The sequence below is a fragment of the Algoriella xinjiangensis genome, assembly GCF_900115015.1.
GTDB lineage: Bacteria > Bacteroidota > Bacteroidia > Flavobacteriales > Weeksellaceae > Empedobacter > Empedobacter xinjiangensis.
The window spans coordinates 138022-151480 of sequence record NZ_FOUZ01000008.1 but is presented as its reverse complement, the minus strand read 5'-3'; the positions used below and the strand labels follow the sequence as shown (position 1 = coordinate 151480).

General features: G+C 30.8%; 15 protein-coding genes. 10 read left to right on the top strand and 5 right to left on the bottom strand.

Going from position 1 to position 13459, the window contains the following annotated elements; genetic code table 11:
- Positions 1–4: 4 nt before the first annotated feature.
- Genes cobA through BM072_RS09270 form a run of 5 tightly spaced genes read left to right on the top strand, consistent with a single transcriptional unit; the run spans position 5 to position 6314 of the window.
- Positions 5–820 (top strand): uroporphyrinogen-III C-methyltransferase, encoded by an 816-nt coding sequence (gene cobA / locus BM072_RS09290; RefSeq protein WP_092908385.1) that lies wholly within the window; start codon positions 5–7, stop codon positions 818–820.
- The gene (locus tag BM072_RS09285) at positions 810–2465 is read left to right on the top strand and encodes a diflavin oxidoreductase (protein ID WP_092908384.1); all 1656 of its coding nucleotides are present in this window, start codon (positions 810–812) and stop codon (positions 2463–2465) included. The genes cobA and BM072_RS09285 overlap by 11 nt, the downstream gene beginning before the upstream one ends.
- A gap of 15 nt (positions 2466–2480) precedes the next feature.
- Positions 2481–4133 (top strand): NADPH-dependent assimilatory sulfite reductase hemoprotein subunit, encoded by a 1653-nt coding sequence (locus tag BM072_RS09280; RefSeq protein ID WP_092908383.1) that lies wholly within the window; start codon positions 2481–2483, stop codon positions 4131–4133.
- A gap of 58 nt (positions 4134–4191) precedes the next feature.
- Positions 4192–4875 (top strand): DUF2490 domain-containing protein, encoded by a 684-nt coding sequence (locus tag BM072_RS09275; protein ID WP_177190296.1) that lies wholly within the window; start codon positions 4192–4194, stop codon positions 4873–4875.
- On the top strand, positions 4872–6314 hold the full coding sequence (locus BM072_RS09270; protein ID WP_092908381.1) for a TSUP family transporter: 1443 nt from the start codon (positions 4872–4874) through the stop codon (positions 6312–6314). Before BM072_RS09275 ends, BM072_RS09270 begins: the two co-directional genes overlap by 4 nt.
- A gap of 60 nt (positions 6315–6374) precedes the next feature.
- Here the strand turns inward: BM072_RS09270 and BM072_RS09265 are convergent, their stop codons facing one another.
- Both BM072_RS09265 and BM072_RS09260 read right to left on the bottom strand, forming a co-directional pair.
- On the bottom strand, positions 6375–6707 hold the full coding sequence (locus tag BM072_RS09265; protein WP_092908380.1) for a hypothetical protein: 333 nt from the start codon (positions 6705–6707) through the stop codon (positions 6375–6377).
- Positions 6676–7173 carry a hypothetical protein gene (locus BM072_RS09260; protein ID WP_092908379.1) on the bottom strand — a complete coding sequence of 166 codons (498 nt, stop codon included), beginning with the start codon at positions 7171–7173 and terminating at the stop codon, positions 6676–6678. Before BM072_RS09260 ends, BM072_RS09265 begins: the two co-directional genes overlap by 32 nt.
- Positions 7174–7545: 372 nt before the next feature.
- Here BM072_RS09260 and BM072_RS15495 point away from each other — a divergent pair, with 372 nt between their 5' ends.
- The 3 genes from BM072_RS15495 to BM072_RS09245 all read left to right on the top strand — a co-directional run bounded on the left by BM072_RS15495 (position 7546) and on the right by BM072_RS09245 (position 10133).
- Positions 7546–7707: a hypothetical protein gene (locus tag BM072_RS15495; RefSeq protein WP_177190295.1), complete on the top strand. Its 162-nt coding sequence runs from the start codon at positions 7546–7548 to the stop codon at positions 7705–7707.
- A gap of 62 nt (positions 7708–7769) precedes the next feature.
- Positions 7770–9452, top strand: coding sequence for a tetratricopeptide repeat-containing sensor histidine kinase (locus tag BM072_RS09250; RefSeq protein ID WP_092908377.1), 1683 nt, complete (start codon positions 7770–7772; stop codon positions 9450–9452).
- 15 nt (positions 9453–9467) lie between these two features.
- Positions 9468–10133, top strand: coding sequence for a response regulator (locus BM072_RS09245; protein ID WP_092908376.1), 666 nt, complete (start codon positions 9468–9470; stop codon positions 10131–10133).
- Between the two features lie 62 nt (positions 10134–10195).
- Here BM072_RS09245 and BM072_RS09240 read toward each other — a convergent pair whose 3' ends face one another.
- From BM072_RS09240 to BM072_RS09230, 3 genes are all read right to left on the bottom strand, one after another.
- A complete protein-coding gene (locus BM072_RS09240; protein WP_092908375.1) occupies positions 10196–10852 on the bottom strand; it encodes an SCO family protein in 657 nt (218 codons plus the stop codon).
- The gene (locus BM072_RS09235; protein ID WP_092908374.1) at positions 10845–11141 is read right to left on the bottom strand and encodes a YHS domain-containing protein; all 297 of its coding nucleotides are present in this window, start codon (positions 11139–11141) and stop codon (positions 10845–10847) included. Before BM072_RS09235 ends, BM072_RS09240 begins: the two co-directional genes overlap by 8 nt.
- Positions 11142–11256: 115 nt before the next feature.
- Positions 11257–11622 (bottom strand): hypothetical protein, encoded by a 366-nt coding sequence (locus tag BM072_RS09230; protein ID WP_092908373.1) that lies wholly within the window; start codon positions 11620–11622, stop codon positions 11257–11259.
- A gap of 155 nt (positions 11623–11777) precedes the next feature.
- Between BM072_RS09230 and ppk2 (BM072_RS09225) the strand changes: the two genes are divergently transcribed.
- Together ppk2 (BM072_RS09225) and ppk2 (BM072_RS09220) are read left to right on the top strand one after the other, a co-directional pair.
- A complete protein-coding gene (gene ppk2 / locus BM072_RS09225; RefSeq protein WP_092908372.1) occupies positions 11778–12629 on the top strand; it encodes a polyphosphate kinase 2 in 852 nt (283 codons plus the stop codon).
- 11 nt (positions 12630–12640) lie between these two features.
- On the top strand, positions 12641–13459 hold the full coding sequence (gene ppk2 / locus BM072_RS09220; RefSeq protein ID WP_092908371.1) for a polyphosphate kinase 2: 819 nt from the start codon (positions 12641–12643) through the stop codon (positions 13457–13459).

Below are 13459 nucleotides of genomic sequence, written 5' to 3'. Positions count from 1 at the left end.
AGAAATGAGTAATCACACTATAGGAAAAGTAATTTTAGCGGGCGCGGGTCCAGGAGATCCAGATTTGATTACGCTAAAAGCATTAAAATATATACAAACAGCAGATGTTATTTTAACAGATCGTCTGGTTTCGCCAGAATTGATAGAAAATTATGCGTCCAAAGATGCTTTAATTATTTACGTTGGCAAGCAATGTTCTAAAGGTTTGCACACGCCTCAAAAAGACATTAATAATTTGTTGGTAGAATTTGCCATTCAAGGAAAATTAGTGTTGAGATTAAAAGGCGGCGATGCATCACTATTTTCGAATATTTTGGATGAATTAGAAATCTTAAATACACATAAAATTCCGTACGAAATTATTCCAGGAATTTCTGCTGCTTTCGGTGCCGCAGCATATTCGGGAATTCCATTAACTGCGCGTAATTATGCTAAAGGTTTACGATTATTAACACTTTGCGATTTAAAAACTGTAGCAGAAAATCAATGGAATGATTGGGCAACAACAGACGATACTTTGGTTTTTTACATGAGCGGACAGCGTTTACAAACGTTGGTTGACCGTTTTTTGGAGAAAGGAATTAATACAGAAAAAGGATTGGCGGTTATTCAACAAGCGACCACGCCCGATCAAAAAACGCAAGTTTTTTCTTTTACGGATATTCAACAAAAACAATTGCCAAAATTTGATTATGTACCAACTTTAATCATTGTTGGTCATGTTGTAAATCTGCACGAATCATTTAATTGGATCAACGAGAAAAACAGTTCAAACTCATATTTTGATAATCACAAATCAATTATTTTTTATGCTAGCTAACGAAAAATTACTCGATTTTAAAAACTTGATTAAAGATTTTTCTCGCGACGAAATCATTTGGACAAATGGTTATTTGGCTGGAATATTAGTAAATAATCAAGAAAATAAATTACCAGAAGTTGCTAAAATAAATTTAGTTAAACCAACAATTATTTATGGTACAGAAACTGGAAATGCAAAGAAATTAGCCACACAATTACAAAGTATTTTCAAAAAAAATAAAGTGCAATCTAAAGTTGTTGATGCGTTTCAATATCCATTAGAAAAAATTGAGAAAGAAGAATTTATCATTTTTATAATTAGCACACAAGGCGATGGCGATTTGCCTCAAAATGCGCAAAAATTCTATGATAATTTAAGTAATTTAAACAGTAATCTCGCTTCTACCAAATATGCAGTTTTGGGATTAGGCGATACATCGTATCCGTTTTTCTGTAAATCGGGCGAAGAAATAGACGAATTATTTCATCGTTTGGGCGCTAATCGTGCAATTTCTTTGGTTAAAACAGATATAGATTATCAGCCAATTGCAGACGAATGGTTTGCGCAGATTCTAAATTTAGTTCAGAATTCTGGTCAATCAGTTTTATCATCAGAAACTAAAATATCAGCTGTTTCGTATAAAAAAAATTATGAAGGAATTGTAAAACACAAAGTGATTCTGAATGATAAAGGCTCAAATAAAGAAACATATCATATTGAGATTGCTTTGGATGAACAAGTAGATTATGAACCAGGCGATGCATTAGGAATTTATCCGAAAAATAATCCGATTGAAACATCTAAAATTGCTCATTTTTTTGACGCTGAATCTCGTTATAAAGAACTTGAATTGAAGAATATTAGAGCATTGTCTAAAAAATCGATTGAAGCTTTTGCTCAACTTTTTAAGATTGAAATTAAAGAAGAAAAAGTAGATTTAATAGATGTGTTAAACCGTTATGAACTTCAAAATATAACTGTAAATTTTGATGCTGTTTTAGCGCTTTTACACTCAGTTGCACCACGTTTATATTCGATTTCTTCCTCAACAGAAGCCCACGAAAATGAGATTCATTTAACAGTAAGTCTTGATACTTTTGAGATAGAAGAACAACAAAAAACGGGATTGTGTTCTCAGTTTTTAGCAGATTTTGAAGTCAATCATTCCATTGAATTTTATATTCATAAAAATAAAAATTTCAAGTTACCAACTGATGATGAAGCAATTATTATGATTGGTCCAGGAACGGGAATTGCGCCTTTCAGAAGTTTTTTAGCGCACCGAGATGCAACTGGTTCCGAAGGTAAAAATTGGTTGTTTTTTGGAGAGCAACATTTTGTGTCAGATTTTTATTATCAAACAGAAATTCAAGAATGGCTTTCTACGGGTGTTTTACAAAAATTAGATACTGCTTTTTCTCGTGATCAGAAAGAAAAAATATATGTTCAGAATCGAGTGAAAGAGCAAGCAAAAGAAATTTTTGAGTGGATAGATAACGGTGCTTATTTGTATGTCTGCGGACAAAAAAATGGAATGAGTACAGATGTAGAAAATACATTGGTAGAAATTATTGCAACAGAAAAAGATGTTGATACCGAAACGGCTAAAAATTATCTCGAAAAATTGGAAGAAGAAGGGCGTTATCAAAAAGATGTTTACTAATAAACAAAGAACAAAATGAGTACAGAAAAACAATCTCCTATAGAAGGAATCAAAATAAAAAGTGATGGTTTAAGAGGAACTTTAAAAGAAAGTATAACGCTTGACAACCATACCGGAAATGTGAGGCCAGATGACGAAGCTTTGGTGAAATTTCATGGAATGTATGTGCAAGATGATAGAGATAGAAGGGAAGAACGCGCGCAAAAAAAACTGGATAAATTATATTCATTTATGATTCGTTTACGCATTCCGGGCGGAATTATTGATGCAGATAAATGGTTGGCTATTCACGAAACTTCGGAAGAATATGGTACGGGTATACTTAAAATTACAACGCGTCAAACCATTCAATTACACGGTATTTTAAAACATGAATTACGACCGACTTTACAATCATTTGATAAAGCAAAGTTAGATTCTATCGCTGCTTGCGGCGATGTAAATCGTAATGTAATTGTTAGTTCGCATCCGTTGGTTTCTCCAATTCATCAAAGTATACACGCGTATGCAGATAAATTATCGAAACATTTATTGCCAAAAACACAAGCTTATTATGAGATTTTTGTAGACAATGAAAAGATTTATGAACGCGAAACCGAAAAAGATGATTTGTATGAAGACCGTTATTTACCTCGAAAATTTAAAATAGCAATTGCAATTCCGCCGACCAATGATGTGGATGTTTTTGCAAACGATTTGGGATTGATTGCGATTATCGAAAATGATAAATTAATTGGTTTTAATGTTGCAATTGGTGGTGGATTATCAACAACACATGGTAATCCAAATACATATTCGCGTTTAGCTTCGGAAATAGGATTTGTAGATTCCGAAGAAAAAGTTTTAAAACTAGCATACGAAGTTTTGACAATTCAACGCGATTACGGAAATCGTGGCGATAGAAAATTAGCTCGTTTAAAATATACAGTTGATAAATTAACAGTTGACGGTTTTAAAGCAGAATTAGAAAAACGTATTGGTTTTAAATTAGAACCTTCAAAAGCGTATCAATTTACAGAACGTTCAGACAATTATTATTGGCATCAAGTGCATAACGGTTCTTGGTATTACACATTATTTGTAGAAAATGGCGCGGTAAAACCAAATCAAAAAGCTTTTTTACACGAATTAGCGTTACTCAGAATTAACAATTTTATTTTTACGGCGAATCAAAATTTATTATTGGGAGAGATTTCATCTGAAAACAAACAAATTGTCGAAAATTTACTTCAAAAACATCAAATAAATGATGATATAAGCGAATTACGTAAAAACTCGATGGCGTGTGTTGCGTTACCAACTTGTCCGTTAGCTTTGGCGGAAGCTCAGCGTTATTTGCCCGAATTGGTTACTAAAATAGAGCCTTTGTTAGCAAAACATAATCTGCAAAATGATGATATAACGATTAGAATGACGGGTTGTCCAAATGGTTGTGGAAGATCGTATGTTTCTGAAATTGGTTTTGTAGGCACAGCTGCTGGTCAATATAATTTGATGTTGGGCGGAGATAGATATGGTGTTAGATTGAATAAAATTTACAAAGAAAAACTCTATGAAAATGAGATTTTAGAAGAACTTGATCTGGTTTTCGATAATTATATAAAAGAAAGAATTCCGTATGAAACACTTGGCGATTATACAAACCGAAAATATTTTACGGCGAATTAATAAAATTTTAATTGTTTTAATCTTTTGTTTTTCAACCAATTTATTTGCTCAAAAAAACGTGGAACATCAAGATTTAGTTTGGTACGGCTATTATAATACGGTAGAAATTAATGAAAAATATTCGGTATTAAGTGAAATTCAAGAACGCCATTTTATAAATCCAGTAGCGCAACATCAATTGGTTTTTAGAAGCAATTTACAACGAAAATTAGGTGAACAATGGAATGTTTCTGGAGGAATTACTTATTTTTTACAAAGTCCAAATAATCCCGAATCAGAAAGCGATTTAGTTGTTCCTGAAATTAGACCAGATATAGGTTTTGGTTATCAGCAAAAAATAAATTCAGTTACAATTAATCACCGTTATAAAGCCGAAGCAAGATTTTTTCATGATACTAAAAATGATGAATTAGTTGGAGGTTTCAGATTTTCTAATTTTAGATTTCGGTACCAATTGGGCGTTGATATTCCAATTATAAAAGATAAAGAAACCAAGCAAAATAAACTGATTGTAAAAATAAAAGATGAGGTGATGTTGAATGCAGGAAGAAAAATTGTGAAGAATGTATTTGATCAAAACCGAGTTTATCTTGCTCTCAATTATCAATTTAATAAAGCGCTAGCGATGGAAATTGGTTATATGAATTGGTATCAGCAACGTAGTTCTGGCGTAGATTTTTATAGACGCGATATTTTTAGATTTTCTTTATTTCATAAAATTTCTCTAAAACCTAAACAATGAAAAATACATTATTTCCAATATTTTTAAAAACAGAACACCTCCGATTCCTGATTATAGGCGGAGGAAACGTAGGATTAGAAAAAGCATCAACATTGCTTAAACAAAATCCTTCCGCAAAAATTAAAGTTATTTCAAGGCTGATTAAAGATGAATTGAAACAACTTTCGCATACGCATGAAAATCTTCAGTTAATCGAAAAAGATTTTGAAGATTCTGATTTACAACAATCAGATTTAGTGATTATTGCAACAGATGATACTGAACTTAATAAAACGATAAAAACCAAAGCCAATGCAAAAGGTATTTTGGTTAATGCCGCAGATCAGCCAGATTTGTGCGATTTCTATTTAGGATCTATTGTAAACAAAGGACATTTGAAAATTGCGATTTCTACAAATGGTAAATCTCCTGTGATGGCTCGTCGTTTGCGCGAATATTTTACAGCTGTTATTCCAGATTCTATCGAAGATAATATTGATGAATTACATGCAATTCGAAATCAACACAAAGGAGATTTTAATGAAAAATTAAATGATTTAAATCTGCTAACTTCTTCATTCGGAGAAAAAAAATCGACAAAAAAATACAAACGTTTCGTTTTTGAAATTAGTTTAGTCTTTTTTGCTTTATTTATTGGTTATGCCTTGTCATCAATTGTAAGTTTTACAGACGCACAATCTTTTGTCAGTCATATTCCTACTATTTTCTACATAATGTTAGCTGTTGGTTTTTTCGCGCAATTAGTAGATGGCGCTGTAGGATTGGGTTATGGCGTAACATGTTCGACAAGTATGATGATTTTTGGCGTTAATTTACCTGCAATTAGTGGAAGCATACATACAGCCGAAATGTTTTCGAGCGGAATTAGTGGTTTTTCGCATTACAAATTTGGTAATGTAAACAAAAAATTATTGATAGCTCTTGCTATTCCTGGCGTAATTGGTGCAGTTTTAGGCTCATTATTATTGGTTTATCTTGGAAATAAATACGAAACAATTGCGTACGCAGTTTTAGCAACTTACACATTAATCATCGGAATAAGATTAATTGTTTTAGCATTTAGAAAAAAGATTGAACGAAAAAAAGTGAAAAACGTAGGATTTTTAGGATTTTCGGGTGGATTTTTAGACGCTTTTGGAGGCGGAGGTTGGGGACCAATTGTAACTTCTACACTTTTAGCAAAAGGTAAAAAATCGAATATTGTTGTGGGGACAGTTAGTTTAGCAGAATTTTTTGTTACACTTTCGGCATCAATAACGTTTTTCATCACTTTAGGCGTAAGCCATGGTTTTATTGTCGCAGGTTTAATAATTGGAGGCACAACTGCTGCACCAATTGCATCTAAATTAGCAGGTAAAATTCCACAACGCGCAGCTATTTTGGCTGTTGCATTTTTAGTAATTGTATTTAGTGTTCGTATCTTAATGAAGATTTTTTAAGCTAAATAATTTATATAACTCGCAAAAAGACATTCGCAAAAATTGTGAATGTTTTTTTGTTTAATCATTTTTCATCGCATATTTATTCAAAATATATTTTGAAACAGGTTTCAGTGTTTTTCCATTTTCGGGATGTAAACCATAATTCGTAAAAAACTCAACTTTTCCGTCACTTTTATTGTACCACACATTTCCTATTGCATTATCAAAATTTAGGGTATCGGGACGTGTTATTTTTTGCAATTGAGAAATATTTTCGTTGTACGGAATCGCCTTCATTTGTGGATTTGTTTCATCACAAAGAATTTCTTCGTAATGATTTTCCTTCCAAACCATGCACGCATTATCTGTATTTGACTGATTAAAAAATAAAGTTCCAGCAACTAAAACCATAGAAATTCCACCACTCGTCAGATATTTTACATTTTGTTTTTTTTATTGATTCAAAAAAGTTCTTTTTTCTAGGTATTATTTCTTCAATAATAGGTTCTTCAACAACTTTTTCTAATTGATAATAATGCTCATCTATCAAAATATCTTCTTCTTCCGAAATAATGATTGGTTGCAAATCATCTTCTATTTTATCCGATTGATGTTGCGAACTAAACTCTCCAAAGTTTTCATAACCAATATATTTTGCAAAATAATCAAGTGTGTTTTGTGCAATATCTTGTTTTACATGTTTATCTAAAATAAAATTATCATAATACCTCGAAAGAGATTTACTACTGATAGAATATTTATAATTCTCCCAAATATAATTTTCTAAATAAGTAGATAAACCATTTTTAGTAGACTTTGCAGACTCCAGTTCTGCTTTTTTAAAAACCTCTTTTACGAGATATTTTTTTGTAGACATTTTTCCTCAAATTCTTTTTCAAAGTTCTCAAATTCTAGACAAATAAAATTACGGTTTCCCGTAAATAGGCTTGTCTAATAATTGTCCAATCATTGTCCAATCATTGTCTATTGTTTGTCTAACAGTGTTTTGGGCTTTCGTATTTACTTTGCAATAGAAATCAATCATAAAACAAAAACGATTGATTCCTGAAAAAACATAATGTATAAACAGTTGAGTGAAACGGAACTGGGAAGCTATTTTCCTTAACTGTTTAGCCATTATAAAAACTTCCCAAAATAAAGAAGCGCTTCTTTTTTTAAAACGTGTCAACTACTTGCAATCTGTTTTGCGAGAAAGAACACTGATTTCTAAAAGTTAAATACATAAAAAATGTTACAATTAATATTATCTTTATTGGGATTCTTATTTCCAAGTCAAAACGCACATACAATTTCACAAGATCAAAACCCAATTGTGATGCAATCATCAACAGACAATGGTTTAGATGATGATACAAATGGCGAAATTGGACAAATTCCCCCTAAAAAATAAATATACACGGATAGAGTAATCTATCCGTTTTTTATTTAGTTTTATAGAGTAAAACTTTTAATTTGAAAAACACTTTAATTCTTAGTTGCCTTTTCCTTATTTTTTCTTGCCAAAGCAGTGATAAAAACAATTCTTCGCCTCAATTAACTACCGAAAATAAACCGTACGATATTGCATGGGAGTTTTATGAAAAATCACAAAATGATAGTGCCTATGTCTATTTTAATAAAGCAAAGGATTTATATCTTCTTCAAAAAAATAAAATTCAGGCGGCAAAGTGTTTAGTAAACATGGGGTATATAAGTAATGATAAAGGAGATTGGTTTGGTAGTCAAGAATTAACTATTTCAGCAATTAAACTTTTAAATCCCAAAATAAAAGAGGAAGAAGAAGTGTTATCAAGTGCATATAATTCTTTGGGACAAAGTATACATGAATTAGGGAATTATAAAGAGGCAATCAATTATTATCAAAAATCAACAGATTTAAATCTAGATAGAGAGGTTAGAATTGTTAATGAAAATAATATTGCAAATAGTTATCGGTATAACAAACAATTTAACGAAGCAATAAATGGTTATCAAACCTTATTAAAAGATAGTTTAATTTACAATCATCCAAAAGAGTATGCACGAGTGCTTGATAATTTGGCTTATACAGAATGGTTGCAAGATGTAAATCTAGATGTTGAGGATAAATTAATTAATGCATTAAATATTCGAATTAAGGAGAAAGATAAAACAGGAATTAATGCCAGTTATGCCCATTTGATAGATTATTTCTCTAAAAAGGATAAAGAAAAAGCATTAAATTATGCTTATAAAAGAAAAGACATTGCTTTTGAAAGTAATAGTTCCGAAGATAAATTAGAAACTTATCAAAAACTGATAACGCTAGAAAATTCTGAAAACTCTAAAAAATATTTTGAAGCCTATCAAAAATTAAATGATAGTGTAGAGTTTGAACGTAACAAAGCTAAAAATCAATTTGCGTTGGTGCGTTATGATTCAGAAAAAAACAAAGCAGATCTTTTGAAAGCGGAAGCTGAAAACGAAAAAAAACAGAACGATATTCTAAAACTTTATATAGTTGTTGGCTTGTTGTTTTTTGGATTAATTGGCGCTTATTTTTGGTATAAACGACGTAAGCAGAAGCTTGAAGAGCAAAAATTGTTAGAAGTAAAAAATACAGAGTTAAAATATTCGAAGAAAGTACACGATAAAGTTGCGAACGGAATTTATCAAATTTTGTCGGAAGTTGAGAACAATCAATCTTTAGGTAAAAATGAATTATTAGATAAATTAGAATATGTTTACGAAATTTCTCGTGATATTTCTTATGATAAAAAAGACGATAATTTGGCGCAAAATTTTACTGCAAAATTAGCCGAAATGATGAAAGCGTATAGTTCTGATGAGGTTCTTTTATTTATTTTAGGAAACGAAGATTTATTGTGGAAAAATACGTCAACGCATACAAAAACAGAAATTTACATTATCATTCAAGAGCTTTTAACAAATATGAAAAAGCACAGCGAAGCTTCGCGTGTTGTTCTGAAATTTAGTCAAGAAAACAATCAAATTACAATCAATTATACCGACAACGGAATTGGAATTTCTGTGTTAAAACCTAAAAATGGTTTGCAAAATACGGGAAACCGTATTAAAAGTATAAATGGGCAGCTTATTTTTGAAACTGAAAATATTAACGGATTGAAAATCACAATTTCGTTTCCCAACCAATAATTTGAATTATAATTTATGTTTAAAAAAGTATTAATAGCAGAAGATTTTGAGAGTTTTAATATATCAATTCAGAAAGTTTTAAATGATTTGAATGTTAACGATCCAAGTTATGCCTATTATTGTGATGATGCTTATTTAAAGGTGAAAGCAGCATTACAAGACGAAGTTCCGTATGATTTGTTGATTTCAGATTTATCATTTGAAGAAGATCATCGCGAACAAAATCTAAAAGGTGGAAAAGATTTAATTGCAGCCGTAAGAGAAATTCAGCCAGATTTAAAAGTCATTGTCTTTTCGGTAGAAAAAAAGCCAGATATGGTTGATAATCTTTTTAAAGAATATAAAATTAACGGATTTGTAGCCAAAGGTCGCGAAGATTCGAGAGAATTAAAAATAGCGATAGAAACCGTTTATGAAGACCAAAAATACATTGGATTAAACTTGAAAAGAACAATAAAAGACAAAAATACATTTGAATTTACGTCTTATGATGTTACACTTGTTTCTTTACTTGCTAACGGAGTATTGTTAAAAGATATTCCAGCACGTTTAAAAGAAAGTGATATAAAACCTGCAAGTTTAAGTAGTGTAGAAAAACGATTAACAACCTTAAAAGAGTCTTTACAAGTAATTAATAATCATCAATTAATTTCGTTTTTTAAAGATTTAGGGTCAATTTAAAATAAATTGATTCGTAAAAATAGAAATAAAAAAATCCAACTAATTAAGTTGGATTTTTTTTGTTATTCAGCTAAAAGCTTTTGAATATCTTCTTTTAATAATTCGATTTCAGGATGAAATTTTCCACCCAACGAGGGTTCTTTTCCTTCCGCATCTTTATAATTTAAACCAGAATAAAATAACATAGGAACGCCCATTTTATCGTATCTGCTACGTATATTTCCTTGTTTATCAATCAAAGCCAATTTTCCGCTGTGGTTTAAACCTTCGGCTGTAGATTCATCTTTACCAACATAAATATTAAACTGTTCACTCAATTTTTCAATCGATTCGCGATCAGAAGTTAAGAAATGCCAATTCGGCGATTTTACACCAATTTGTTGCGCATGTTCCAATAATCTTGCAGGCGTATCACGTTTTGGATCAATTGTAACCGAAATAAAACCAAGATTTTGATCATTAATTTGATCTTCAATCCAACGTAAATTTTGATTCATTACAGGACAAATTGTCGGACAACTTGTAAAAAAAAACTCCACCACATATACTTTTCCTAACATATCACGATTTGTAATGGTTTGATTATGTTGATCAATCATTTCAAATTCAGGAACTTTCATTACAGTATATAAATCATCTTTTGGTTTGTTTTTTAACCAAAAAACGGTTCCAATAACAGCCAAAATAATAACAATAACAGCAATCAATTGTTTATTCATGGATATGTTTTTCAGGATTTTTTAAAAATTCATCTTTACACATTGTCGAGCAAAAACCGTATGTTTTTCCTTTGTAAGTTGCTGTATCACTTAAATGATCTGCAGTTTTCATTCCACAAATCGGGTCAACATCATTCACAACAGCTACGTCCAATTTTGTTGCAGCTTTCATTTCTTCATGCGAAACATGTTTTACTTCAAAATCTTCTTGTTTTGGTTGCTCTTTTGCGCAAGAAAATAGCGAAACTGCTAAAATTGATAGAACGATTATATTTTTTAAATTTTTCATTTTAAATGGATTATTGATTAATTTTTGTGCATAATATTCTTTTCAAATTAAGAAAATTACAACACATTTTAAATTATTTTTTTAGAAATTTAATTCAGTTTTTTTGAATAAATTTTTAAACAATCGGTGGATGAAAAACTTGCTTAGTTTGTTGTGTAGAAGTAATATCTTGATACAAATCAAAAATAGAATTTGTTTGCGTTGCTAAATAATTTTTAGGCGAAATATGTTGTTTTTGAGGAACAATCGCATCCAAAACTTTTACTGTATTTTTAATAAAATGATCTTGAGAAGTATTTTTCTCAGTTTTATTAACTTCTTGTTTCAGGTAACAAAAACCGTTGCATAACAATTCTGGTTTTTCTCTGTTTTCGCATAATTCAGTTGTTATTTTGGTATAATTTATCGCATAATCAACCATTGGCATTAGCGGACGAAATGCAATAGAAAGAATAATGGTGATAAAAAATAAAATTCGCAAACTGAGTTAATTAAATCTGTACAAAATTAAGCAAACTTATTGCTTCTTAATATGATATATTTTATGATTTCGGAAACTATTTTTTATCATTTTATTTAGATATATTTTTCTCAAATTTCTTATCTTGAAAAAAGATTTACAATAGATCTATTATAATGAAAAAACTTAATATTACAGACTTTACAAAAACGGATGAATTATATGATTTTTTGCTCGAAAATCAAGATGAAAATCCTTTATATAAAAAAGTTTTAATGAAATATGAATATGAAACCGAATTGCTGAAATTACAATCGCAATTGGTGAATTTACAAAATTGGATTTTGACCGAAAAAAAGCAAGTCGCAATTATTTTTGAAGGACGCGATGCTTCGGGAAAAGGAGGTACAATTCGTCGTTTCAGAGAACATCTTAATCCACGATCAATGCGGGTTGTAGCACTAAATAAACCGACTGAAGTTGAGCAAAATCAATGGTATTTTAACCGATATATCAAAGAATTACCAAATGCAGGCGAACTTGTTTTTTTTGACCGTAGTTGGTACAATCGCGCAGTTGTAGAGCCAGTTATGGGATTTTGTACAGAGCAACAATATGAGCAATTTATGGTTCAGGTTTCCGAATTTGAACACATGTTGTACGAATCTGGAACGCATATTATTAAACTTTGGTTTTCTGTGACAAAAGAAGAACAACAAAGTCGATTTGATTCGCGTTTAAATAATCCCTTAAAACAATGGAAATACAGTCCTGTAGATGCAAAAGGACAAGAACTTTGGGATGAGTTTTCGTATCATATCAATCAAATGTTTACGCGTACACACAACTCTTTTGCACCGTGGATTATTGTGAATGCAAACAATAAAAATGCTGCGCGTTTAGAGACAATTCGTCATGTTTTATCGTTGTTTAATTATGATGGAAAATTTGAGTCGGATGCAGATTTAATGGTAGATCCTAATATTATTCAGCGTTATTATCGCATGGTAAAAGAAATTAATCTTTAATAGAAAATGAAATGGATTTAAAACCGAAAGATTTAAAATTAATTGAAACCAAAAAAGGATTGATGAGTCTTTTACAATCAGATCATAATCACTTAAATTTTGTAAAAGCTTTACGAACAGTGAAATATGAGAAAAGAATCGAAGAGTTACAAGAAGAATTAATAAAACTACAAACATGGGTTTCCGAAACAAATCAGAAAGTTGTAATTGTTTTTGAAGGACGTGATGCTGCAGGAAAAGGAGGTGCAATTCGTAGAATTGTAGAGCATCTAAATCCTCGTGAACACCGTATTGTTGCTTTACCTAAAGCCAATGTGGTTGAACGTGGACAATGGTATTTTCAGCGTTATGTACGAAAATTACCACGAGAAGGCGAAATTGTTTTTTTTGACCGTAGTTGGTACAACCGTGCTGTTTTAGAACCTGTGAATGGATTTTGTACAGAAAAAGAATACAATACTTTTATGGACGAAGTGAATGATGTGGAGAGAATGTGGATTAATTCTGGAATTTATCTCATCAAAATTTATTTTTCGATTACAAAGGAACAACAATCCAAACGTTTTGAGGATATTAGAACTTCACCAATTAAACGTTGGAAATACAGTAGTGTCGATCAAAAGGCGCAAGATTTGTGGGATATTTATTCAGGTTACAAAGATGTAATGTTTGAGAAAACTGATACGCAACTTTCTCCTTGGAAAGTGATTGATGCCAATAAAAAGTATAAAGCAAGAGTAGAAGCGATAGAATATATTTTGAATAAAATTCCGTACGGTGTAAAAAATAAACGTATTTTGAAACATCAAAACTTAGAAGACGAAGCATAA

Excerpts from the sequence above, each read along its gene's own strand:
- BM072_RS09285 (WP_092908384.1), top strand. The coding sequence starts at position 810 with ATGCTAGCTAACGAAAAATTACTCGATTTTAAAAACTTGATTAAAGAT.
- BM072_RS09235 (WP_092908374.1), bottom strand. The coding sequence starts at position 11,141 with ATGAAAAATTTAAAAAATATAATCGTTCTATCAATTTTAGCAGTTTCG.
- BM072_RS15495 (WP_177190295.1), top strand. The coding sequence starts at position 7,546 with ATGTTACAATTAATATTATCTTTATTGGGATTCTTATTTCCAAGTCAA.
- BM072_RS09260 (WP_092908379.1), bottom strand. The coding sequence starts at position 7,173 with ATGTCTACAAAAAAATATCTCGTAAAAGAGGTTTTTAAAAAAGCAGAA.
- BM072_RS09245 (WP_092908376.1), top strand. The coding sequence starts at position 9,468 with ATGTTTAAAAAAGTATTAATAGCAGAAGATTTTGAGAGTTTTAATATA.
- BM072_RS09265 (WP_092908380.1), bottom strand. The coding sequence starts at position 6,707 with ATGGTTTTAGTTGCTGGAACTTTATTTTTTAATCAGTCAAATACAGAT.
- cobA (WP_092908385.1), top strand. The coding sequence starts at position 5 with ATGAGTAATCACACTATAGGAAAAGTAATTTTAGCGGGCGCGGGTCCA.
- BM072_RS09280 (WP_092908383.1), top strand. The coding sequence starts at position 2,481 with ATGAGTACAGAAAAACAATCTCCTATAGAAGGAATCAAAATAAAAAGT.
- BM072_RS09240 (WP_092908375.1), bottom strand. The coding sequence starts at position 10,852 with ATGAATAAACAATTGATTGCTGTTATTGTTATTATTTTGGCTGTTATT.
- ppk2 (WP_092908371.1), top strand. The coding sequence starts at position 12,641 with ATGGATTTAAAACCGAAAGATTTAAAATTAATTGAAACCAAAAAAGGA.
- ppk2 (WP_092908372.1), top strand. The coding sequence starts at position 11,778 with ATGAAAAAACTTAATATTACAGACTTTACAAAAACGGATGAATTATAT.
- BM072_RS09270 (WP_092908381.1), top strand. The coding sequence starts at position 4,872 with ATGAAAAATACATTATTTCCAATATTTTTAAAAACAGAACACCTCCGA.